The organism is Enterococcus sp. DIV2402, from assembly GCF_017426705.2.
GTDB lineage: Bacteria > Bacillota > Bacilli > Lactobacillales > Enterococcaceae > Enterococcus_F > Enterococcus_F lowellii.
Genome location: NZ_CP147251.1, coordinates 1,338,439 through 1,362,936, shown reverse-complemented (window position 1 = coordinate 1,362,936; position 24,498 = coordinate 1,338,439). Strand labels below are relative to the sequence as shown.

Here is a 24,498-nt window from a genome sequence, read left to right as displayed (position 1 = left end):
TGACATAAACGCTTGTGCATTTTTGTTCATAGTTTACTTAACAATCGGTATCATACCACCGTAGAAGAAAAATTTCAAAGCATTTTCAGCAAAAACTAGACAAAATGCCTTATTTGAAAAACGAATAGAAAATCCGCGTTGTTATAAATTTAGTAATGATATACCAACTTACCATTAAAACCCTTAACGCTTTCACTTTCGTTTGAGTAAATAGTATCATATTTCTTGTGCAATAGAAATCAAATTTCTACTAAAACGACAAGAAATGTTAGAAGTTTTTGATTACTCGTTGCAACTGTCGTTCTTGATCTTTACGTTTCAAAGTTTCCCGTTTATCGTAATCTTTCTTCCCTTTGGCTAAGCCAATTAGAACCTTTGCATAACCATCTTTAATGTATACTTTTAATGGAACAATCGTCATTCCTGTATTTTTCGTTTCACCGACTAATTTAGTAATTTGTTTTTTATGCAATAACAATTTACGCGTACGCAAAGGGTCATGATTAAAAATATTTCCTTGCTCATACGGACTAATATGCACATTATAAAGAAAAGCTTCTCCGTTACGAATTCGCACAAAGCCATCTTTTAAATTGATACGGCTGTTACGGATAGATTTAATCTCTGTCCCTTGTAAAACAATTCCAGCCTCCATCGTATCAACAATCGTATAATCATGCCTTGCTTTTCTATTTTGTGCAATTAGTTGTCCTTCACCTTTTGGCATTGTCTTCCCTCCATTTACTTCCAGTTATTTTCCTTTCTTTTTGGCCACGCCTTTATAAAATGGCGCTTTTTTCCCTTTTTTCGGTTTCCCTTTTGGTCCTTGGGGTTTCTTTTGGTTACGTTCTTTTTTATTTTTACTATTAGTATTCATCTCAGCATTTTCTTTTGGTTTACGACGACGTTGATGACGATTTTGTTCTCTTTGTAAGCTTTCTGTTTCTTCTGCTTCAACTAGCTCAAAATCAATTTCTCTGGTTTCAGGATCAGCTTTGACTACACGGATACGAACTTTTTGTCCAATTTTAAACGTCATTCCTGTCCGTTCACCAACTAATGCTAAATGGGATTCTAGATAATGGAAATAATCTTGTTTTAACGCATTGATATGAATCAACCCTTCAATAGTGTTTGGCAATTCAACAAAAATCCCAAATTTGACTACAGAACTGATAATCCCATCAAATTCTTCATCAAGATGGTCTGCCATAAATTCGGCTTTTTTCAACGCATCTACTTCTCGTTCTGCATCAACAGCTCGTCGTTCCATTTGTGAACTGTGAACAGCTATATCTGGTAATTTTTCTGCCCAAATTGCTTGTGTTTCTTCAGAAACATCTTGAGCATACGCACGAATCAAGCGATGAACAATTAAGTCAGGATAACGACGAATTGGGGAAGTAAAATGCGTATAATCCTCAGCAGCTAACCCATAGTGACCATAATTATTCTCAGAATATTTCGCTTGTTGCATACTACGTAACAACATCGTATTAATAACCATCGCTTCTGGTCGTTCCGCTGTATCCTCAACAATCTGTTGTAAATCTTTCGGTGTAATTGAACCTTTCGTTTGTTTTACAACAATTCCTAAGGCTGAAGCAAAATCAAAGAAACGGCGTAGCTTTTCTTCTTTGGGATCTTCATGAATTCGATAAATAAACGGTAATTGTCGGTCATTAAAGTGTCTAGCAATTGTTTCATTAGCTGCCAACATAAAGGACTCGATTAATCGCTCGCCAATCCCTCGTTTACGTAAAATAATATCTAGTGGATGACCGTCACTATCAACCAATACTTTTGCCTCATTGTCTTCAAAAGATACGGCCCCACGACGGATACGCATCGCTTCTAAAATATGATGTAACTCGCCCATTTCTTGAAACATTGGGACTAGTTCTTGATAACGTTCCATCACTTCTGGACTTTGCTCTTCTAAAATTTGATTAACTGCTGTGTAAGTCATTCGTTCTGTTGTTTGGATAACACTTTGAAAAATCTCATGGGTAACAATTTCACCTTGCTGAGTGATTTCCATTTCACAGCTCATTGCCAAACGAGGGACTTTTGGATTCAATGAACAAATACCATTTGACAAACGTTGTGGTAACATTGGAATGACTCGGTCCGTTAAATACACGCTTGTTCCTCGTTCAAAGGCTTCTTTATCTAATTGACTATCTGTAGTCACATAATAGGAAACATCTGCAATATGCACGCCTAAAAAATAATTACCATTTGCTAATTTACGAACAGTAACCGCATCATCTAAATCTTTTGCATCTTCCCCATCAATCGTCACAATCATTTGGTCACGTAAATCACGACGCTCTGGGAAATCACTAGGATTAATTGAATCTGGCACAGCATCTGCTTCTGCCAATACTTCATCAGGAAATTTTGTTGGAATTCCGTTGGCAATTACGATGGACAAAATATCCATACCTGGATCATTTTTGTGTCCTACAACTTGTTTTACCATACCTTCTAAACTCGTTGCATAGCCTTTTTCTGGATAATGAGTAATTTCTACCACCACAATACTGCCATCCACGGGACGAACACCTTCTGCGGCAACGTAGACATTTAATTCTTCTAATTTTTTATCTTTTGGTTTGACTACGCCATATAAATCTGTTTCTGCGACCTCTTCTTCTGGGAAGGCAGTAAATTCGCCAACTATTTGCGTCGCTTGACGTTGACGAACTTCTACGACTTTCCCTTCTGCTCCACGATCACTGAATGGATCAGCTGGTTTAACAATATCAATCGCAACAATATCTCCATCCATAGCATAACCCGTGGCTTCTTTCGGGATAAAAATATCTTCCTCTTCAGGATCAATCGTTACAAAACCAAAGCCACGGCTGTTGGCACGAAAAGTTCCTTCAACGACGATTTGTTGTTGGGGAAGCTTAATCTTCCCTTTTTTATTGAAAACAATTAATTTCTCTCTTTCCATTGTCGCAATGGTTTGTACTAGTGCTTTAAAATCTTCACTTTTTTGTAATTCAAGATTTTCAGCTAGCTCTTCCATGGAAAAACTTTTTTTGCGACTTTGTTCCATAAAGAGTAAGACTTTTGTTTTTATGGTTTCTTTCATTTATTTATTCCTCATTCCAAGACAAGCTTTCAATAAAAGCTAATACGTCTTTTTCAAATTCTTTTCTTTCTTTATCTACAGTGACGACATGTCCACTCTCAGGGTACCATTGCAATGTCACTTTGGTATGGGCTAAACCTTTAGCTGTATCAAAGACCGTCAATGGATCAATCATCCGATCTTTACCTGCTTGGGCTAAAAAGATTGGGACATGAATATTGGTTAATTTTTGATTAACTGTTTGTGCAAAGGATTCAATCGCTAGCAATTGCTTATCGGCAGCTTTAGCAATTTCAGGCAACATAGCTTGTTGTTCCTCAGACGTAAATTCAGAGTAACTTAAGACTTTTTCTGCATAGCGGACAAAATTCTCTGGCACGTGATTTTCTGCTTTAAAAATGGGCGAACAAAAAACACCACCCCCAACTATGACTTCCTCTCCCGCAGTTAAAGCGCCCATCGCCATAATGCCGCCCATCGATAAGCCTAAAACAGCAATTTCTTGATAGCCTTTGTCCTTTAAAAATTGAATCGCAGTTTTTGTGTTTTCAAACCACGTAGTGACTTCTTCTTTTAATATATCTTTTGGATTTAAAGTACCGTGTCCCGCAAACATAGGCGAATACACCGTATAATTTGCATTTTCTAAAGATCTGCAAAGCATGCGCACGTCATTTGGGCTTCCTGAATATGCGTGCAGTAATAACACCGCCCTTTTTCCATGTTCCGCAAATAATTCTTTCGGTAAACTCATTTTCATTTAACAACACCTCTCTGCCTCTCATTTTAACATAGTAAAAGTAAAAAAAGAGTTTGAGATGTCATCCGTCCCAAACTCTTTTTTGTTTATCTTGTTGAAGATAGTAAAACTAATACAAATAATAGTATCATCCATAAAGCACCTAAAACAGCCGTTGCTCGTTGCATCACGGCTTCAAAACCGCGTGCTTTTTGTTTACCAAAAAGTTGATCCGCGCCACCAGTAAATGCACTTGCCGCACTATTTTGTTTGCTTGGCTGCATCATGATTGCAATAATTAAAATGAATGAGAGTACAACAACTACTCCTAAAATAAAACTATACACAATGGGAACCTCCTACCCTAAATATCGTCTCATATACTTTATCATAAATTTTGTCAATTGACTAGTGGAAGTGGTTTTAGCATTTCGTTCTTTTCTGCATGTAAAATAAACATCGTTGCTGCTTGATTCATAAATAAATGATCTCCTTCATAAAAAGTTCTACTATGAACTTTAGAAAAGTTTTTTGACAGCATCTGTTGCAGCATCGTTTGTTCAAAACCATTATGCACCCGTTCATGATAAACAAGCGGATTTTTATCAAAATCAACAATAATTAATTGACCACTTTCTGTCAGCATATCTGCTAGGCGTTGCAAAATCTCTGCTGTTTGCGGAATATGCAAAAGTACTAAAGAGACTAGAATGGTATCCACTTTGAACGTAGGTAAATCTTGTAAAAAATCTGCCGTCAACACGGTTGTATTTAGTAACCCTTGTTGTGTAATTTTTTCTTGCGTAATTTTGGTCATTTCACTTGATACATCTACTAAAAATAACTGTTTTACTTTTCCAGCAAAAGGTAGACTAATCAAACCTGTTCCACAGCCAAAATCAAGGACCCGTTTATCGGATTGATTGCCCCATTCTTTTTCAATTTCTTGACGAATCACTTTCGCTAAGGCTTGTTGTTTAGGTGAATCATATTTTTTAGCAATTTGATCGAAAATATTTTGTGCCATCTTTTTCATCCTTCTTATGAGTGACTTAGTTGTAAAACGTGTATAATAAACTCTAAAGTGAGGTATCTCTATGTTAACATTAATGGCAATGACAACGGAAGCATTTCAACAATACTTAGAAGTAGCTGTAATAGATTATGCAGCTGATAAAGTTAAGAGTGGCACTTGGCAAGAAAATAATGCGCATGAGTTAGCTATTCAGTCCTATAATCAATTGTTACCTAAAGGAATAGATACACCCAATCATTACTTATATTCTATTTGTTTAAAAGAGAAATTGATTGGTCATACCTGGATGTTCTTCAATTCATTGGAGCAAACGGCTTTTATCTATGATATTCATATCTTTGAAGGTTATCAAAATCAAGGCTATGGAACGTCTGTAATGACAATTCTTGAAGAATATGCGCAAAAATTAGGTGCCCAAAAACTTTCTTTACATGTATTTGGTTATAACCAACGCGCGTTACATGTTTATCAAAAAGTTGGGTATCACATTACCGATTACAATTTATCAAAAGAGTTATGATAAAAAAATGACGAAGCCAATAGTAGCCTCGTCATTTTTTTTGTTGATTATTCTCTTCCAAATTTACCACTGTGCCACCACAAATACCGACTATAATGATAGCCATAAGCCACCAAAATTTTTTTCTCTGTTTCATTATTCTACCTCCTTATAATTTCGTCACTTTAAAAGATAGCTCTGTTTCAAATACTCTTGGCTCTTCTAAGTTTAATAATACCTCATTTAAGTTTATAGAAAAAATTTCTTGTGTTTCGTAGGGGCTAAAATAATATTCCAATTCACTCAGATTAAAAACAACTCGATATTGCGTGTATTCCGATTCACCATTAGCTTCTAACATAAGCCCTTTAGGAATTGTAAAATTATTTAATAGATGAAAAATTGCATTTAACGTTTCTTTTGAAGTCGTTCCTTTATCTATAAATTCTTTCGTGTATACTGCTCGTACGAATCGTTCGGGTGAGGAAAGTCCTCCTGGTAAAGCAGATGTACCAGAACCTAATCCATTGGGGCTTACTTTGTAATTCAAGAAATATTTTGATGGAAAATTGTTAGGTGTTAATGATAAATAATTACTTAAATTTTTCAAATGCCATTCCAATTCCGGACTGTTTGTAAGTACGCCTAAAGGATTTTCTTTGATTTCAATCATTCCTCTATTCGTCTCGATAACCACGCAGGTACCTGTTTTATCTGTAACAATATAATGCAATGGAGCAACAGCGCCTAATAACGAAATCTCTGCATGAACTAAATTAATGGTTGCAATATTACTTTTTAATTCGTCAATACTAGCTATATTTCCTAGCACCCACAGAATAAATTCATGCGGCGCTAAATTAATTTTACCAATCTCAGGCGTTTCACTATATCTCGCTTCATTCGAGAAATACAGTTCTGCCATCGCTACCCCCTTTTCGTTCATGCCATCAGCTAACACGTATTCAGTTCCATCTCTACCAGTACTGATAAAACCAAAGCGTGTAACTGCATTAAACCCTAATTGTGACTGCCAGCGAAAGCCTCTTGGAATCACAATTGGTTTGCCGTTTAATTGAAATGAGAAATCCATCGTTCTAGCTAGAAAATTATTCAATTGATTGGTTTGCAAAGTGAAACTTGTACACATCAAAATCACTCTCCTATATTAAGAACACTTAATGAGCATTTAGCAAATTTGCAATAGCATACGAATTTTGAAAAAGTTTTAAACGGCCAACATCACGAGCCATTTCTTTGTAAGTAAAGTATTTTCTATGGTTCGTAAATTTTTGGCTCTTCACTCTCATGTCGTTTAATCTTCACTAAATATATTTTCCATCATACGTCCTCTTTTTACTGACTTCTTAAATAAAATACCTTGATAATCCATTTCTTATTTCAACTTCATCAATACCGCTTACTTCTGTTATTCTATTGTAGCAAAGAATTGTAAAGATAAGCAATATTCCATGCTACGATGACTCCATTCATTTCTTGTTGTATATCATCGTTCACAGCAAAGCACCAATTTTAGGCAACAAAAAAGAGCACCACTTTTCAGCAGTACTCTTTTGTTCTATTCACTTGAAAAATTATTTATTTTTTAAGTTGTAGAAAGCTTGTAAACCTTTGTAAACAGCTACTTCACCTAATTGGTCTTCGATACGTAATAATTGGTTGTATTTTGCGATACGGTCAGTACGTGATAGAGAACCAGTTTTGATTTGGCCAGCGTTAGTTGCAACAGCGATGTCAAAAAAGACTGTTATATCAACGTTTAACCTCTCTATTTATATGTTAATTTCATTATACTAAGTTGAGAGAATTTAGCAAGAGCAATACAGGTTGTACGGCTAAGTATGAAAAATATTAAATAACAATCTAATACATTTTTGATATATCTTCAACAAATTTACTAATATCACTATAAGCTTCTTTTTCTTAATCATAAACGTCTTTGTAAATTTTATATCTCACTTTTTCCTTGATGCTCTTCAACAAACTTTTCTGATTGAACAAACATACCTCCTGATCCACAACAAGGGTCATAGATACGTCCTTCATAAGGTTCTAACATCTCAACAAGTAATGTAACCACTGATCGTGGAGTAAAGAACTCCCCTCCACCTTTTCCCTCAGCATTTACAAACTTACCAAGGAAATATTCATAGGTTCTTCCTAGAATATCATTTTTTTGTCCTTCTGCATCTCCCACTTTAACGTTGGTGATTAAGTCTACTGTTTCACCTAAACGTATTTTATCCAACTGAGGACGTGCATAATCTTTAGGTAATACATTCTTTAAACTTGTATTCGCCTTTTCAATCTCAATCATAGCATGATCAATAATCTGACCTATTTCAGGAGATTTAGATAATCCACTTATATAACTCCATCTAGCTTCTTTTGGAATCCAAAAGATATTCTCTGCTAAGTATTCATCTCTATCTTCTTCATCTGCATACTCATCTACAAGTAACTCTGCATGTTTTTCTTCAAAGCTATCAGATACATATTTTAGGAATATTAATCCTAAGACCACATTTTTATATTCAGAAGCATCCATGCTACCTCTTAATTTATCGGCTGTTTGCCATAACTGTTCTTCAACTCTTAATTCCGCTGAAGCCATTTATATCCTCCTAGAAACTCTCATTATCGTAAAGGCTATAATTAGCCGTACATATGTTTATTTTACCAATGATAGTAGGGATTTGAAAGGACAAAAAAAAGGACGAGATACTCACATCTCATCCTTTTAAAACCTATTTATCTTTTAAATCAATATATTCTAATACATTTGTATCTATTTGCTTTAGTGTTTTTTCTATACTCTCTTTTAACTTTTTAACTAAGTTTTCCCTCGATTCTTCTTCAAGTGTCAAATCTTGAATAAATTTACTTGATACTAGTTTTATCTTCCAATTACCAATGCTTTTCCATCTCCAATTGGTTTTTAGATTTTTAGAGCCTTGTTTTCTAAAGAATTCTTCTAACTCTTCTCTTCTTTCAGAATCAACGTCTCCCGTAAAAGCTAATTTTATTCTTCCTGATGACTGTTCACTCTTATTGTTTATCTCAAAGGCATAAGGTTTATGATTATTCCAACCACCAGAAATATTTTCAGGTAATTTTGGAAATACCTTTGATAATTCTTTTGACTCAAACCTAACTAGTGATTTTCCCGAAAAAGATGGGTCAAAAATAACCTTATCTTCTTTTGCAAGCTCTGTAAGTGCTTCAAAATAAAGTTCACTCATAATGCTCAAGTTATCAGGTCTATTTTCAAATATTAGATCTAGGGCATCTTTATGCTCTGCATAAATACGTTGGCATATTTTTTGTAATTCCTCATCCATTAGTATATCTCTCCTTAGCATATCTATATAATCGTTTATCAGGATATCCACTTTAGTTTCAATACGTTTTAATGTTTGTCTTCTTTCTAGTATTCTCAATACATCAGAATACGATACTATTTTCCACTCATCTTTAGATGGCTCTAGCCCATTAGGTGTTAAGAATACAAATAGATAATCATAACCTTTATATGTCATTTCAACATAGTCCTGATATTTTTTTAATTGATGTGCTGACTCAGAAGCATCTATTTTATTCTCAATACATACAACCAATTTGTTTTTTTCAGAAACCAAAAGAAGATCAATATTTGCCTTTTCTCGGTAAATAAACATATCACTGTAATCAGATAATGCCACATCAAAATATGATATAGTTGATTGTTCCTCTGTTTCATTAGTCACACATAATTTCAAAAAGTCTTTTAGAAAATTATCATCATAACTATGGCTTTCTTTAGGATCAAATAGATAGGACAAAAAATTACTATGTCTTATTTCATTTCGTGATAGCTTTAGTATGCTAAAAATATTGGTAGGATTAATCCATTTTGATAACTCATCTTCAATCAAATCCAGATCTCCAACCAATGATTGTAACTTTATCTTCATATCATTATGATTCTCCAACTCGTTCTCTCCTTTTATTTCATTTTGATAAAGGACTCGTTCTCAATCCTTTCTCCACAATCTCCTCACTATTCATGCTCTCTAAATACCTCTGAGTTATCTTGATATTCGAATGCCCTAACAGTTTTGACAATGTAAAAATATCCTGACCATTCTTGATACTCGTCTTGGCAAAATAGTGTCTCAATGTATATGGACTACATCTGATGTCAGAAACACCCTCTATTCCTATACTAGCATCACTGATGATCTTTTCAATAGCAACATTTGATTTGATTTTTTCACCTGATCTAGTCAGTAAAAGTGTATCATCTTTAATAACTATCTGCCTAGAAGTAAAGTAAGCATGCTTCATTCTTTCATATTTCAGCAATTGCTTATGTAGAGATGAACTAATAGGTACAACACGCCATTTGTTTCCCTTCCCATGAATTTTAATGTAGTTGTCAAAGACAAAATCTGTTTTGATCTGTCGTAGCTCTGTACATCGTATTCCTGTGTCTACAAACAACATGACAATCAACTTGTTTCTTACACTCAAATAATTTGTTTTATTGTAGTAGCGTATCCATTCTTTTATCTGCTTGTCTGAGAAGGTATCTATCACCTTTTGTTCTTCCTTCAATACTTTGATTTGTTTTGGATAGTTGACTAAGACATATTCTTCCTCCAGCAAATAGTTAAAGAATGATTTTAAGCATTCCATCAACAGATTGATATAGCTTGCTTGATATTGTTCTCGTTGTAAGTGAACCACGTACATCTTGAAGTGATTTTTATTAAGTGATGAGAGTTCATTAACTTTCATCTCTTTCTCTAACCATCTCAAAAATAAACTAATATTCAGTTCATAAGTTTCTACTGTCCTCTCAGATAGATTTCTAATCCAACAATCCAGTATAAATTCACTTCTCAATTCTTCTAACAACATATAAATCTCTCCCTTATTTTAATTAAATAAATAGAGAAATTAAATAACAAATATAGCTATCCCAATTATTTTTGTACTGCTATCTAGGAACACTTTTTCTACTCAAAACAACTAAAAATAAGCAAATAAATAAATTGATATACCTCTACTCAATCAAAAAAACACCCCCTAGCACAGGCTAGAGAGTGTTACGTCTGAACAGTTTTAATTCCTATTAGAATAAACTTTATTTAAACTAAAATTATTTATTTTTTAAGTTGTAGAAAGCTTGTAAACCTTTGTAAACAGCTACTTCACCTAATTGGTCTTCGATACGTAATAATTGGTTGTATTTAGCAATACGGTCAGTACGTGATAGAGAACCAGTTTTGATTTGGCCAGCGTTAGTTGCAACAGCGATGTCAGCGATTGTTGAATCTTCTGTTTCACCAGAACGGTGAGATACAACTGCAGTGTAGCCAGCTTCTTTAGCCATTTCGATAGCTTCAAAAGTTTCAGTTAAAGTACCAATTTGGTTAACTTTGATTAAGATTGAGTTACCAATATCTTGGCTGATACCTTTAGCTAAGATTTCAGTGTTTGTTACGAATAAATCGTCACCAACTAATTGAACTTTATCGCCTAAGCGTTCAGTTAATAGTTTCCATCCATCCCAGTCATTTTCATCCATACCGTCTTCGATAGTGATGATTGGGTATTTGTTAACCAATTCTTCTAGGTAGTCAACTTGTTCAGCAGCAGTACGTTTCGCTCCGCCTTCACCTTCGAATTTAGCATAGTTGTATACGCCGTCTTCGTAGAATTCAGAAGATGCACAGTCAAATCCTAAGAATACATCTTTACCTGGTTCTAAACCAACAGCTTTGATTGCTTCTAAGATTGTTTCAACGCCGTCTTCAGTACCTTCAAATTTAGGTGCAAATCCACCTTCATCACCTACAGCAGTTTCTAAACCGCGAGATTTCAAGATTTTAGCTAAAGCATGGAATACTTCTGCACCCCAACGTAAAGCTTCTTTAAATGTTGGCGCACCAACTGGTAAAATCATGAACTCTTGGAATGCGATAGGAGCATCTGAGTGAGATCCACCATTGATGATATTCATCATTGGAGTTGGTAAAACTTTAGTGTTGAATCCGCCTAGGTAGTGGTATAAAGGCACTTCTAGGTAATCAGCAGCAGCACGAGCTACAGCAATAGAAACACCAAGAATAGCGTTCGCACCTAATTTACCTTTGTTAGGAGTTCCATCTAATTCGATCATTGCTTTATCGATAGCCATTTGATCGCGAACATCGTAACCGATGATTGCTTCAGCAATAACGTTATTTACGTTATCAACAGCTTTAGATACCCCTTTACCTAAATAACGGTCTTTGTCGCCATCACGTAATTCAACCGCTTCATGTTCACCAGTTGAAGCTCCTGAAGGAACCATACCGCGTCCAAACGCACCTGATTCAGTATAAACTTCTACTTCGATTGTTGGGTTACCACGTGAGTCTAAGACTTCGCGAGCGTAAACATCAGTAATAATTGACATGTTTTGTCTCTCCTTTGAGTTTGTTTTATCGTAAGGGAACTCCCTTGTGATACTTCTATTTTAATGAATTTTAAGCAATACTGCAAACAAAATTCGAAAATGAAATCGAATTATTTTACAGCGTCTAATAAAGCTAAGAATGATTCTGGTTGTAAGCTTGCGCCACCTACTAAAGCACCATCAACATTTTCTTTTGCCATGTATTCAGCGATGTTTTCTGGTTTAACAGAACCACCGTATTGAATACGAACTTTTGCAGCTACTTCGCCACCATAAAGTTTTTCAACTGTTTGACGTACAACACCACAGATAGTATCTGCAATTGTTGCATCTGCAGATTTACCAGTACCGATAGCCCAAATTGGCTCATAAGCAATAACTAAGTTGCTTACTTGTTCATCTGTTAAATCAGCTAAACCAGCAGTGATTTGTCCTTCAATCCATTCAGCAGTTTTTTCTGCTTCGTATGTTTCTAAAGACTCACCACAGCAAAGAATTGGTGTCAATCCGTTTGCAAAAATAGCTTTTGCTTTTTTGTTGATGTCTTCATCTGTTTCATGGAAGTATTCACGACGTTCTGAATGACCAATGATTACATAGTCTACACCTAAATCTGCTAATGCAGCTGGTGAAGTTTCACCTGTGAATGCTCCTGAGTTTTCCCAATAGCAATTTTGAGCAGAGATTTTTAAATCAGTTCCTTTTGCAGCTTCTACTAAAGTTTCTAAAAATAGCGCTGGTGAACCAATTACTGAATCTACTTTGTCATTGCTAGGGATATTGTTTTTTACAGCTTCTGCAAAAGCTTTTGCTTCTGATGCTGTTAAGTTCATTTTCCAGTTACCTGCGATAATAGGTTTACGCATTTATATGACACTCCTTTTTTCAATTCGTTCATACGTAGAAATAGCTAGTTCTACGTATGAAAAGATCGATTATTTATCGTTGATTGCTGCCAAGCCAGGTAATTCTTTACCTTCTAATAATTCTAAACTTGCGCCACCACCAGTAGAGATATGAGTAAATTTATCTGCAAAGCCTAATTGTTCAGCTGCTGCTGCAGAATCTCCTCCACCGATAATTGTTGTTGCGTCTTCTAAGTTAGCAATTGCTTCACAAACGCCAATTGTTCCGTTAGCAAAATTAGACATTTCAAACACACCCATAGGACCGTTCCAAACAACTGTTTTAGCATCTTTTAAGATATCGCCGAATAATTCAACTGTTTTAGGACCAATATCTAGACCCATTTGATCTACTGGCACGCCGCCTTCATGAACTTCAGTTGGTACATCGTTAGAAAATTCAGGAGCAGTTACTGAATCAACTGGTAATACTAACTTATCGCCAGCTTTTTCAATTAATTCTTTTGCTAATTCAACTTTGTCAGCTTCAACTAATGATTTCCCAATTTCAATTCCTTTTGCACGATAGAATGTATAAGTCATTCCACCACCGATAAGAATTTTATCTGCTTTTGGAATTAAGTTTTCGATTACACCAATTTTATCTGAAACTTTTGCGCCACCTAAAATTGCCACCATTGGACGTTTAGGTTCTTCAACGGCTTCACCGATAAATTTGATTTCTTTTTCCATTAAGAATCCAGCTACTGTTGGAATGCCTGTTGAAGCAATTCCTACGTTAGAAGCATGTGCACGGTGAGCTGTACCAAACGCGTCATTTACGAATACGTCACCTAATGATGCCCAGTATTTACCTAATTCAGAATCATTTTTGCTTTCTTTTTTACCATCTACATCTTCAAAACGTGTGTTTTCAAAGACAACTACGCCACCGTCTTCTAAGTTGTTGATTGCAGCTTCTAATGCTTCACCACGAGTTTCAGGAACGAATGTTACTTCTTTACCAAGTAATTCGCCTAAACGATCTGCAACAGGTGCTAAAGATTTACCAGCTTTATCTTCTTCTGTTTTTACACGTCCTAAGTGAGAAAATAGAATTGCTTTTCCACCTTGGTCTAATACATAGTTGATTGTTGGTAAAGCTGCTTTAATACGTGTATCATCAGTGATTACGCCATCCTTCAATGGAACGTTAAAATCAACACGAACAAGAACTTTTTTACCTTTTAAATCAATATCTTGTACAGTCTTTTTAGCCATGAAATTGCCTCCTAATATCGGTCTTTCTCTTTAAAAAAAGCGGAGAAGCGCGTCGCTTCCCCGCTTTGATACTGCCAATTCAGATAATTAGATTATCTTATAAATTAGCGAAGTATTCTAAAGTACGAACTAATTGTGCAGTGTATGACATTTCATTGTCATACCATGAAACAGTTTTAACTAATTGTTTGTCGCCAACTGTCATTACACGAGTTTGAGTAGCATCGAATAATGAACCGAAAGTCATACCTACGATATCAGAAGAAACGATTTCGTCTTCAGTATAACCGTAAGATTCGTTAGCAGCTTTAGCCATCACTTCATTGATTTCATCAGCAGTAACTTGTTTGTCTAAAACAGTCACTAATTCAGTTAATGAACCAGTAGCAACAGGAACACGTTGAGCAGCTCCATCTAATTTACCGTTCAATTCTGGAATTACTAAGCCGATAGCTTTAGCAGCACCAGTTGAGTTAGGAACGATGTTTGCAGCAGCCGCACGAGCACGACGGAAGTCACCTTTAGGGTGTGGTCCATCAAGAGTCATTTGGTCACCAGTGTAAGCGTGGATAGTTGTCATTAAACCTTCAATAACGCCGAAGTTATCGTTTAATGCTTTAGCCATAGGAGCCAAGCAGTTTGTAGTACATGAAGCACCAGAGATAACTGTTTCTTCGCCTGTTAAGATTTCATGGTTTGTGTTGTAAACGATTGTTGGTACATCGTCTCCACCAGGAGCTGAGATAACAACACGTTTAGCGCCTGCAGTCAAGTGTTTTTCAGCAGCAGCTTTTGATGTAAAGAAACCAGTACATTCTAGAACGATATCTACGCCTAGATCGCCCCATGGTAATTCTTCAGGGTTGCGGTTAGCTAAAACTTTCACTTCTTTACCATTTACATTGAAAGAACCTTCGTGAACTTCAACAGTACCGTTGAAACGTCCTTGAGTTGTATCATATTTTAACAAGTGTGCTAACATTTTAGCATCTGTTAAGTCGTTGATTGCAACCACTTCGATTCCTTCTACATCTTGGATACGACGGAAAGCTAAGCGTCCGATACGTCCAAATCCATTAATACCTACTTTAACTGTCATTTAAGATTTCCTCCTTATGAAAATCAAAAAAATTTTATTTTAAAGGGTCGCCCCTCTTAAAATCTCATTTGCTGCGGCTTCATCTGTGATGAGCCACGTTTGTTTTGGTGCGTTTTTCATATAAGCGCGAATGGCTTTTGCTTTACTTCTCCCACCAGCTATGGCGAATACGTAAGGGATATTCTGTATGTCTTTTAATTGTAAACCTATACGAGGGATTTTGTAAACGACTTGCCCTTCTTCATCAAAAAAATAACCAAATGATTCTGCTACAGCATTTTTGCGTTTTAGCATCAGAATCTCTTCTTCAGTCATCTTTCGTCGAGCAGCCATGTGCAAGGCCTTTCCGATACTGTGAATGACACAGTTTGCTTCGCTTATTAAGTTTAGAACTTCTAAAATAGAAGGTTCTTGCATCAGTGAATTATATGTGGCTGTACTTAATTGTTCAGGAACATATAATGCGCGATATTTGCCATTGGTTTGGATCGCCATTTCAGCACTTACAGAATTTGCTTGTACACTTACAGCTTCTCCAATTCCTCCTCTAGCAGGTACGAATAAGTTTTCACGTTGCTCTGTTTCTAAATCAGAGAGCTCGCTTGCAACTTGTGCCATGGTGGTCCCACCCATTACCGCAATAATGTTTTTCCCATTTGGCAAATTTTCGTCCAGTGCTTCATAAAGAAGATGTCCAAATTCGCTAATTACTTTTACTTGTTGATCGCTATCGCCACCTGTAATGAAGCAACGAGAAATCCCAAAATAACTAGCCAACCGCTTTTCAATCTGGTGCATTTCAAATAATTGGTCCATCATACTTCCTAGTTGATTGTAAACATCTTCACCTTTAGCTGTTAACATCATGCCGCTTTTTGAAGATTCAATCAATTTCAGTCGTTTTAATACATCCGTTTCTGTTCGCAACACACGTTCTGTTAAATCTAAACTCTCAGCCAACGTACGTCGACCAATCGGCTGCATCCAGTAAATATTTTGTAATATTCGGTATCTTTCTTGGAGAACCGTCAAAATATCTGGAGCAATAGCTTCAATCAATTTTATTTCATCAAGCATATGCAACCTCCGTTGGACTTTTTTTGTCCTAGATAGACTTAATATGACCCATGTGTTGTAAAAAAAAGCGAATTTACTTTTCAGTACCAATTCCTTACACAAATAATTCTAGCATGTTCTTTTTTATTTATCAACTAATACTCAAAGAAAAAAATCAAAAATCCTTGTTTTTCTTTAAAAAATCACAAAAAACAGAGGAATTTCACTAAAAATTCATGAAACCCCTCTCAATGCTTATGTTTCATCGTATCGCTTACGTTTGGTTGACGATGGAATTTTTAATAAATCGCGATATTTAGCGATTGTTCTTCGTGAAATATCTATGCCTTCATCGTTCAAAAGTTCCACTAATTTTTGATCGGATAAGGGTTTAGCTTTATCTTCTGAATCGATTAACGTTTGCAAGCGATGTTTCACATCATTTGTCGAGCGTTCTCCTTCATCAGAGGCGAGTTTTTGACTAAAGAAATGTTTTAATTCAAAAACGCCAAAATCCGTTTCTAAATATTTGCCATTCACAGCACGACTGACTGTGGATTCGTGAATAGCCAATTCTTCTGAAATATCTTTTAAAATTAATGGCTTGATAGGATGCTCTTTATTGAAAAAGAATTCTTGTTGTCTTTCAACGATTGCTTTCCCCACATTGTAAATAGTGTCTCCACGTTGTTCCACGGTTTTTTTCAGCCACTCAAACGCTTGTTGTTTTTCTTTCAGATAGTTTAACACTTCTGAATCTCCACTTTGAGTCATTTGTTCAAAATAATTTTGCTGAAATTTGATTTCTGGCATTCCACTACGATTTGAGACTACCGTCACTTGTTGTCCGTCAACTTTAACCGTTAAGTCAGGGATGATGTACAAGCCTTCTGTCGAACCAAAGACTGCCCCTGGTGTTGGCGTTAATGTTTGAATATAATCAAATACTTTTTGAATATCTGTCAAAGAGATGACTAACTTTTTAGCGATACTTTCCCATTTTCTTTCAACTAATTCTGTAAAATATTCTTCTAATATTAAATACGCAATTTCTGGTGCATAGTTATCTCGTTCGGTTTGTAACATCAAACATTCTTGCAGATTTCTAGCACCTACACCCGCTGGTTCTAATTGCTGAATTAAGGTCAAAGCATCCAATAGTTGAATCGGCGTCCCACCTGTCTGTTCAACTGCTTCGTCCAGCGAAATTGTTAAATAACCATTCAAGTCAATATATTCTACCAAATACAGAACCAGTGTCCTTAAATAAGTATCACGATAGTTCAAATGAATTTGATCAATTAAGTGCTCGAATAATGAAATTGTCGTATCAGGGATTTGGTTTAAACGTGTCATTTCTGTGCCTGTTGATGTACGTGGTTTTGAGTAGTTTGAAGTATAATTAGGTTGAATGACATCAAGTAGTGGATTTTCTAAGGCTTGATTCTCAATAAATTGTGTTAATTCCTCTGTAGAAAACTGCAAAACTTGAATCGATTGCTGTAATTTTTGTGTCATCGCTAGTTTCTGTGTTTGCTTTTGTTGCTGCGAAAACTGCTGTTCAAATTTCATTTTGGATTTCCCCTTGTTTTTTTTCTTAAAGTTCGCTAAACTATGTAAAGTGTTCAGCACCTTTAGTGTAGTGGATATCACGCAAGATTCCGGTTCTTGAGACAGGGGTTCGATTCCCTTAAGGTGCGTTTGTGTAACTGATTACATTATACTTGATGCTACGTTAAATGGCAAAACCCTCTTGTAACAACGGATTACGAAAAATAACAATATTCAAAAAGTTCGTGGGTATGGATTTTCTTTCTTCCTTTGTGGATATTTCGTGGGGAGCTCATTATCAAAAAATAGCGTGATGGCGAGTGTTAGGCTAGGTTCCAATTCGGAATCTAGCTTTTTTGTATGAAACTGGTGGATTTACAATATGACGTTTAGGCATGAATTTGCGACGTTCAAGATAAAAATAAATGCTGGTTCAATAGTATAATACTAACTATACTATTGAAAGTATTGATGTGTATGGTAGATACTGAAAATAATAGCTAACAGTTAATCTAAGAGTACACATCATCTGATGGAATCTTTACAGAAGAAAACAACTCCAAACAATCAGTTGGAAGCGTGGCAATTTTAACTTACAATTCGACAGCTTATATAAAAAACTTAGTTTATTACTTTGAATAGGAGGCGATTTTTATGTGGGTAGTTTCGGCTACTATATATGTATCATTATCTATACTATTATTTCTATCCTTTTTCATCTGGAAATTTTTTATGTATTCTTTTTACTTTCCACTGTTACTATGTGCATTAATCTTTTTAGCATTAGGTCTAACTTCTTATTGGTTTGCATTAAAAAAATAAAAAGATAATTAATAAGCTTGAATCTGATAGTCAACTTACATGGAGCTTAATCCTCATTTAGATTTAGATTGAAAAAAACTTGTGTGGTTATAAAAAAGTACATACAAAATTACCTATGCAGTTTTTAGTAATTTTCTTGAAATTTTCCTATAAATTTTCTTTTCAAGAAGAAATATGTTATACTTAAGTAACGCGAAAGATATTTTTATGCGACACTTTAATTTGTTTTTAGGAAATTTATTCACACTGGCGTAACTACAGGGTTACAAGGATGTATTAGAGGTTAGGGAATATATCGTTTAAATGAGAAATAGTTAATTTTTAGTAATAGTTATAATTAGTATCAACTTTAAAATAAATATATTGATTCGTCAGATAGCCTTCTCTTTTTTAGAGAGGGCTATCGTTCATTTTCAGAGTCTTTAATTTCAATGACCAAACGATGTTCTGGCGATTCAAGAACCAAGAATTGTAAAAACTGGAAAAACATCAATAGCCAAACAAAAGCTACTAAAAATGCTAGAAACTCAAAAGCTGTTAATGATAGATAATGAACACCCATAAACAAAAATACGCATAAAACAAGCAATCCCATCACAATAAATGAAGTGATTTTAAATTCTCTTGTAATTCTAGGTAATAACCAAGGTAATGTGACAATTAACAGAATAACTAAATAAACAAGGTTTGCGGCAACATGATTATGAATCACAGCCGATAAAGAACCTTCTTTATATGGAAACATCCCTACACCACCTAAATTTACAGCAATCAAAATTAATAGCCAGCGTAAAATCTGAAGTTTCATTCCTGGATATCGTTCTTGCAAATTCACAAAAATATAATCAATTAATGCAATCATCAAAATGGCCGATAAAACTAAGGTGAGATTGAATTGCCAACGGTTTGTCGCTTCGCTGGTACCTAAAAAACTAAAATTATGTTGCCACCACTGATTTTCTCGATTAGTTACCATCGCACCAACGACACCACCAATAATTACAAAGGTCAAAATATTAGTTAATAACAATGGGGTCAATTCCATTACAATATAAATAATAAAGTAATTAATAATTGCTATACTGACAAAATAAAGCCCTGTAGCAGTGTATAAATCAAAAACTAATCCAGGAAACATATAACGTAAGATTCGAAAGAGAAAAAGACTTCCTAAGAATAACATAATGCCTAATGAAATAAATAATGCTGGAAAATTACGCCAATATAAATTTTTAGCTTGAGAAAACCGCTTGCCTTTTTTTATACTGGTAAAAATAAGTGTCAATGTCAAAAGACCTGTGAGTGTTCCTAAGATTGACAACATAAAACCTATTGAGTCATACCCTGACAAAGCAATTTGGGTTCGTTTTGTAAAATAATAATAAAGAAAAAACAAGAAGGCAGACAAAAAGGATGGAACAAAAAACAAACGTAATGAAATAGTTTGGCTACTCATAGTAGTTTCTTTTTCTTTTATTGTCAAAACACCTGTATTTACATCTAATTCCCCTTCTCCTTCTGACCATTTGATTAATTTTGATTTTTCAACTATTTCTTTTGGAAGATTAAAACGTACTTTATTCATGTTTATTCCACCTTTTTTAAACTCTTTTGTTTTGCTTATCATACACAATTTTGGTAAATAACAAAAGCGACATCATTAAACAAAAAACACCCAAAAGCTATTAATAAGCTTTTGGGTGTTTTGCAATGATTATAATTCTTCTTCCTCGTCATCAAATTCATCGTCGTCATCATCGTCAATGATTGTTAAGTCTTCTTCAATACTTCCTGGAAGTTCTTCTTCATCATCATCGTTGGTTGCGCCAATTTCTTGTAAATCAGAGTTATATGCTGCGATTTCTTCATCTTCATCGTCATCATCAAATAAATCATCATCATCTTCTTCATCAGTTAGATCTGTATCTTCTGGATCATCATCGTTGTAGTCAATAGCATCTTCATCATCACTAATAAAGGCATTTACTTTCTTACGTTTACGACGGCGTGGTGCATCTTCGTCATCTTCGTCAATTCCATGGTTTACTTCTTCGTCAATCGAATCAATGGCATACCATGAACGTAAGCCCCAACGATTATCACCTAAAGAAATGAAACTACCATCAATGTTTAAGTCTGTATAAAACTGCGCCAATGAATCACGAATATCGCTATCAGATTTCCCTAAATAGGTTTGAATCTCATTTACTAAATCTGAAAAATCCATTACATCGCCTTTTTGAGACAAAATTGCATAGGCAACTTCAATCATGGATAATTCGTTTCTATTTACACCTTCAAATACATTAATTTCCAATCGGGACACGTCCTTTCACAGTCTACGTCTAATCATACAAAAATGTTTGCAAAAAAGCAATTTATTCTGATAAAAAACATCAAAAATCAAGCAGTAAATTCTAATGAGAGTTTATACTCACCGATTTTATCGCCTGCTGTAAATAAATCGTAATCAATAGACACTTTCCCAGAAGTCGGTTGGTCTTTTAAACTAAAATGAAGATTATTGGTGTATGTACTGAAAAACATCACGCCATATGGAGTTTGATAACTCGTATCTGCTTTTTCTCGATAAACAAATTTTAAACGCAGACGCATTTCGCCAGAACGAATCAATTGAATGGTGCCATCAGGTGAAAGCTTCATTGTAACAGGCACTTCAGATTGATCTTCTTGAACTTCTTTATAACGGATATAAAGCGTATCTCCCATCTTGACAACTTGTCCAGATAGTTCAAATAAAAATTCTTGTAATTCATTGTTTTGGGTTACTTCTGTTTTCAAGCGAATGGCAACAGGTATTCCTTTAGTTAAATCCACATTCTTCCCTCCTATACTATTCTTTTATATTGTTCACATTTTCAGCATATTTGTCAATAAAACAAACTGTTTGGATGTTTTTCACGTGTTTTCAAAATTTTTTCGTATATAATAAAAGAAAACAATTTATTAAAGAAGGGAAATATCCATGAAGCAATTATTCGATCAAGCAATATTTACGGAAAACAATGCGTATCTTCCCTTTGCCTTAACAGATGTCTTTACGGAACATGCTAGTGCAACCTCACAAGAAATGATTCATTTTTGGCAATGTGACCAAACATTTATTTTAGGAATGAAAGATACGCGTGTTCCTCATCTACAACAAGGTTTGTCACAGGTTTTTCAAGATAATTATCAATCAGTCGTCAGAAATTCTGGTGGCTTAGGTGTCATTGCAGATAAAGGTGTCTTAAATGTCTCACTGATTTTTCCTAGAGAAGAACATACTACGACTGATAGTGCCTACGAACAAATGATGGACTTAACGCAGCAAGCATTTCCCGAATTAAAGGTAGCTGCTTATGAAATTAGTAATTCTTATTGCCCAGGAACCTTTGACTTGAGTATTGATGGAAAAAAAATTGCTGGCATTGCTCAACGACGAGTCAAAAATGGCGTGGCAGTTATGATGTATCTCAGTGTTAATGGCAATCAACATCAACGTGGCGAAGTTGTCCGTAATTTCTATCAACAAAGCCTAAAAGAAAAATTTGGGACAGATGGCTATCCGGCCGTTGATCCCGCTTGTATGACAACCATTGAAACAGCACTAGGACAACCAATGTCGATTCAGCAAACAAAAGAACGATTCATCCAAACACTAAATATTCAACCTACAGCTATTGATCCGCTGCATTGGGTCAAAGAAGCGTTGCATGCTGAATTACTAGAAAAAAAATTAGCTAGTATGAAACAACGCAATTTACAAATAAAGGAGTTACATGATGGCTATTCCCTATAAATTTCGAAAATTACCTATAGAAAAAGTATTTCGTGATCCTGTCCACCAATATGTCCACGTCCAACATCAAGTAATCTGGGATTTAATTAATGCGAAAGAATTCCAACGTCTCCGTCGCATTAAACAACTAGGAACTTCTTCGTTCACTTTTCATGGCGCTGAACATAGTCGTTTTTCCCATTCGTTAGGCGTTTATGAGATTACTCGCCGAATTTGTGATGTCTTTAAACGAAATTATTCAATAGATCAACTTATTGATGGTTGGGATGATTCAGAACGTCTAATCGCTTTGTGTGCCGCCTTGCTCCACGATGTGGGTCATGGGCCTTATTCACACACCTTTGAGCATATTTTTCATACGAATCACGAAGCTATTACCGTTGAAATTATCACATCTCCTGATACTGAAATCTATCAAATTTTAAATCGCGTGGAAGACGGTTTTCCTGAAAAAGTTGCTAGCGTTATTATGAAAACTTATCCTAACCCTCAAGTGGTGCAAATGATTTCAAGTCAAATCGATGCTGACCGAATGGATTATTTGTTGCGAGATGCCTATTTTACAGGAACAGAATATGGAACTTTTGATTTAACACGTATTTTGCGCGTCATTCGTCCATACAAAGGTGGTCTTGCTTTTTCAATAAATGGCATGCATGCCGTGGAAGACTACATTGTCAGTCGCTATCAAATGTATGTACAAATCTATTTCCATGCAACATCGCGTGGAATGGAAGTTGTCCTAGAACATCTTCTTCATCGTGCGCATGTCTTATATAAAAAAGATCCTCGATTTTTTGAGAAGACGTCACAGCTTTTGTTACCGTTTTTGGAGGAAAATTTTTCCTTAGAAGATTACCTGCGCTTAGATGATGGCGTCTTGAACACGTACTTCAATCATTGGCTAGATAGTAATGACCCAATCTTAAATGATTTGGCTGTTCGCTTTTTAAATCGGAAACCTTTTAAATCTTGTCGTTTCTATCCAGATACACAAATGCCGTTAATTGATAAAATGAAAGCTATTGTATCTGAAGTCGGCTTTAATGCTAAATATTATACAGGGATTAATTCTAACTTTGATTTACCTTATGATTTTTATCATCCTAAGCATGACAAACATCGTACACAAATTGAATTGCAACAAAAAGATGGGACCTTGGTTGAATTATCAAAAGTTAGCCCACTAGTCAAAGCTTTAGCTGGTCAAGAACAAGGCGACCACCGTTTTTATTTTCCTAAAGAAATGGTTGACCAATCGACCCAAGACAACTATGATTTATTTGGAGAGTCATATCAACAATTCGCTAATCATATTCATAATGGCGAATTGGTTGAATAACAAGGAGGAAAACATGTCAATTAAATTAATTGCTATCGACATCGATGGGACCCTATTGAATAGTCACCATCAATTAACAAATGAGGTGCACACAGCTTTAAAACAAGCAGAAGCGCAAGGCGTTAAAATTGTTTTATGTACCGGACGTCCTTTAACCGGAGTCGAATCTTTATTAGAAGAGTTGGATTTATTTAGCGGGAACGACTATGTTATCACATACAACGGTTCACTTGTTCAACGCACACATGATAAGGAAATCGTTTCAAAATTCGGTTTAAGCCATGATGATTATCTAGAAATCGAATTACTAGCCCGTAAATTAGGTGTTCATTTGCACACTGAAACAGAAGATACCATGTATACTTCTAATCGAGATATTAGTCCGTATACTATTCATGAAGCATCTTTAGTGAATATGCCATTAAAATATCGAACACCAGAAGAAATGACCGAAGAATTGTCAATTATCAAAATGATGATGATTGATGAACCAGCACTCTTAGATGAAATTATCCCACTTATTCCAAAAAGCTTTATGGAAAAATATACCGTGGTTAAAAGCACGCCATTCTTCTTAGAGATTTTAAATAAAGAAGTTCATAAAGGTGCTGCTCTAGAACGTTTAGCTACTCATTTAGGTTTAGATAGTTCAGAAGTTATGGCATTAGGGGACAACGAAAATGACGTTACAATGATTGAATATGCTGGCTTAGGTATTGCAATGGCCAATGCAACTGAAAATGTTAAAAACGTTGCAGATATTATTACTGCCTCAAATGATGAGCATGGTGTTGCCGAAGCGATTAAACAATATATATTAAATAACTAAACAAAAATCCGCAAACCTATAAAAA

General features: G+C 35.2%; 21 protein-coding genes, 1 tRNA gene and 2 pseudogenes. 5 read left to right on the top strand and 19 right to left on the bottom strand.

The features are described from left to right. Positions 1 to 268: 268 nt before the first annotated feature. From smpB to DOK78_RS06605, 5 genes are all read right to left on the bottom strand, one after another. Positions 269 to 727 carry an SsrA-binding protein SmpB gene (gene smpB / locus DOK78_RS06625; protein WP_207941122.1) on the bottom strand — a complete coding sequence of 153 codons (459 nt, stop codon included), beginning with the start codon at positions 725 to 727 and terminating at the stop codon, positions 269 to 271. Between the two features lie 24 nt (positions 728 to 751). Next, positions 752 to 3,106, bottom strand: coding sequence for a ribonuclease R (rnr, locus tag DOK78_RS06620; protein WP_207941124.1), 2,355 nt, complete (start codon positions 3,104 to 3,106; stop codon positions 752 to 754). Between the two features lie 4 nt (positions 3,107 to 3,110). Continuing rightward, positions 3,111 to 3,866, bottom strand: coding sequence for an alpha/beta hydrolase (locus tag DOK78_RS06615; RefSeq protein WP_207941125.1), 756 nt, complete (start codon positions 3,864 to 3,866; stop codon positions 3,111 to 3,113). A gap of 86 nt (positions 3,867 to 3,952) precedes the next feature. Beyond that, positions 3,953 to 4,192, bottom strand: a complete 240-nt coding sequence (secG, locus tag DOK78_RS06610; RefSeq protein ID WP_207941127.1) for a preprotein translocase subunit SecG — start codon at positions 4,190 to 4,192, stop codon at positions 3,953 to 3,955. 53 nt (positions 4,193 to 4,245) lie between these two features. Beyond that, positions 4,246 to 4,872, bottom strand: a complete 627-nt coding sequence (locus DOK78_RS06605) for a class I SAM-dependent methyltransferase (protein ID WP_207941129.1) — start codon at positions 4,870 to 4,872, stop codon at positions 4,246 to 4,248. A 70-nt stretch (positions 4,873 to 4,942) separates the two neighbouring features. On the opposite strand from DOK78_RS06605, the gene DOK78_RS06600 reads away from it, so the two are divergent. Continuing rightward, on the top strand, positions 4,943 to 5,401 hold the full coding sequence (locus DOK78_RS06600; protein ID WP_207941131.1) for a GNAT family N-acetyltransferase: 459 nt from the start codon (positions 4,943 to 4,945) through the stop codon (positions 5,399 to 5,401). Positions 5,402 to 5,549: 148 nt separating this feature from the next. On the opposite strand, the gene DOK78_RS06595 is transcribed toward DOK78_RS06600, so the two are convergent. From DOK78_RS06595 to rpoN, 11 genes and pseudogenes are all read right to left on the bottom strand, one after another. Further along, complete coding sequence (locus tag DOK78_RS06595; protein WP_207941132.1) at positions 5,550 to 6,530, bottom strand: choloylglycine hydrolase family protein; 981 nt, start codon at positions 6,528 to 6,530, stop codon at positions 5,550 to 5,552. Between the two features lie 445 nt (positions 6,531 to 6,975). Beyond that, positions 6,976 to 7,137, bottom strand: a pseudogene (eno, locus tag DOK78_RS06590) (phosphopyruvate hydratase); the annotation flags it as partial. A gap of 224 nt (positions 7,138 to 7,361) precedes the next feature. After that, a pseudogene (locus DOK78_RS06585) lies at positions 7,362 to 8,015 on the bottom strand (type I restriction-modification system subunit M); the annotation flags it as partial. A 133-nt stretch (positions 8,016 to 8,148) separates the two neighbouring features. After that, on the bottom strand, positions 8,149 to 9,372 hold the full coding sequence (locus DOK78_RS06580; RefSeq protein WP_243430518.1) for a PD-(D/E)XK nuclease family protein: 1,224 nt from the start codon (positions 9,370 to 9,372) through the stop codon (positions 8,149 to 8,151). Positions 9,373 to 9,391: 19 nt separating this feature from the next. Then, positions 9,392 to 10,303 carry a tyrosine-type recombinase/integrase gene (locus DOK78_RS06575; RefSeq protein WP_207941136.1) on the bottom strand — a complete coding sequence of 304 codons (912 nt, stop codon included), beginning with the start codon at positions 10,301 to 10,303 and terminating at the stop codon, positions 9,392 to 9,394. A gap of 241 nt (positions 10,304 to 10,544) precedes the next feature. Further along, positions 10,545 to 11,846, bottom strand: a complete 1,302-nt coding sequence (gene eno / locus DOK78_RS06570; protein ID WP_207941138.1) for a surface-displayed alpha-enolase — start codon at positions 11,844 to 11,846, stop codon at positions 10,545 to 10,547. A gap of 110 nt (positions 11,847 to 11,956) precedes the next feature. After that, positions 11,957 to 12,712 (bottom strand): triose-phosphate isomerase, encoded by a 756-nt coding sequence (gene tpiA, locus DOK78_RS06565; protein WP_207941139.1) that lies wholly within the window; start codon positions 12,710 to 12,712, stop codon positions 11,957 to 11,959. A 69-nt stretch (positions 12,713 to 12,781) separates the two neighbouring features. After that, positions 12,782 to 13,972: a phosphoglycerate kinase gene (locus DOK78_RS06560; RefSeq protein WP_207941141.1), complete on the bottom strand. Its 1,191-nt coding sequence runs from the start codon at positions 13,970 to 13,972 to the stop codon at positions 12,782 to 12,784. Positions 13,973 to 14,069: 97 nt separating this feature from the next. After that, positions 14,070 to 15,071: a type I glyceraldehyde-3-phosphate dehydrogenase gene (gene gap, locus DOK78_RS06555; RefSeq protein WP_207941143.1), complete on the bottom strand. Its 1,002-nt coding sequence runs from the start codon at positions 15,069 to 15,071 to the stop codon at positions 14,070 to 14,072. A 39-nt stretch (positions 15,072 to 15,110) separates the two neighbouring features. Continuing rightward, a complete protein-coding gene (locus DOK78_RS06550) occupies positions 15,111 to 16,148 on the bottom strand; it encodes a sugar-binding transcriptional regulator (RefSeq protein ID WP_207941145.1) in 1,038 nt (345 codons plus the stop codon). Between the two features lie 234 nt (positions 16,149 to 16,382). Beyond that, positions 16,383 to 17,699, bottom strand: coding sequence for an RNA polymerase factor sigma-54 (gene rpoN, locus DOK78_RS06545; RefSeq protein WP_207941146.1), 1,317 nt, complete (start codon positions 17,697 to 17,699; stop codon positions 16,383 to 16,385). A gap of 56 nt (positions 17,700 to 17,755) precedes the next feature. Between rpoN and DOK78_RS06540 the strand changes: the two genes are divergently transcribed. Continuing rightward, a tRNA-Arg gene (locus tag DOK78_RS06540) sits at positions 17,756 to 17,827 on the top strand. Positions 17,828 to 18,900: 1,073 nt separating this feature from the next. Here the strand turns inward: DOK78_RS06540 and DOK78_RS06535 are convergent. From DOK78_RS06535 to DOK78_RS06525, 3 genes are all read right to left on the bottom strand, one after another. Beyond that, positions 18,901 to 20,085 carry a DUF998 domain-containing protein gene (locus DOK78_RS06535; protein WP_207941148.1) on the bottom strand — a complete coding sequence of 395 codons (1,185 nt, stop codon included), beginning with the start codon at positions 20,083 to 20,085 and terminating at the stop codon, positions 18,901 to 18,903. Positions 20,086 to 20,214: 129 nt separating this feature from the next. Next, on the bottom strand, positions 20,215 to 20,817 hold the full coding sequence (gene rpoE, locus DOK78_RS06530; RefSeq protein ID WP_207941149.1) for a DNA-directed RNA polymerase subunit delta: 603 nt from the start codon (positions 20,815 to 20,817) through the stop codon (positions 20,215 to 20,217). A gap of 86 nt (positions 20,818 to 20,903) precedes the next feature. Then, complete coding sequence (locus tag DOK78_RS06525) at positions 20,904 to 21,338, bottom strand: DUF1934 family protein (protein WP_207941151.1); 435 nt, start codon at positions 21,336 to 21,338, stop codon at positions 20,904 to 20,906. A 148-nt stretch (positions 21,339 to 21,486) separates the two neighbouring features. On the opposite strand from DOK78_RS06525, the gene DOK78_RS06520 reads away from it, so the two are divergent. The 3 genes from DOK78_RS06520 to yidA are packed head-to-tail and all read left to right on the top strand — an operon-like array spanning position 21,487 to position 24,473. Further along, on the top strand, positions 21,487 to 22,302 hold the full coding sequence (locus DOK78_RS06520) for a lipoate--protein ligase family protein (RefSeq protein WP_207941152.1): 816 nt from the start codon (positions 21,487 to 21,489) through the stop codon (positions 22,300 to 22,302). Continuing rightward, the gene (locus tag DOK78_RS06515) at positions 22,286 to 23,644 is read left to right on the top strand and encodes an HD domain-containing protein (protein WP_207941153.1); all 1,359 of its coding nucleotides are present in this window, start codon (positions 22,286 to 22,288) and stop codon (positions 23,642 to 23,644) included. Before DOK78_RS06520 ends, DOK78_RS06515 begins: the two co-directional genes overlap by 17 nt. 13 nt (positions 23,645 to 23,657) lie before the next feature. Continuing rightward, the gene (gene yidA / locus DOK78_RS06510; protein WP_207941155.1) at positions 23,658 to 24,473 is read left to right on the top strand and encodes a sugar-phosphatase; all 816 of its coding nucleotides are present in this window, start codon (positions 23,658 to 23,660) and stop codon (positions 24,471 to 24,473) included. Positions 24,474 to 24,498: the final 25 nt, after the last annotated feature.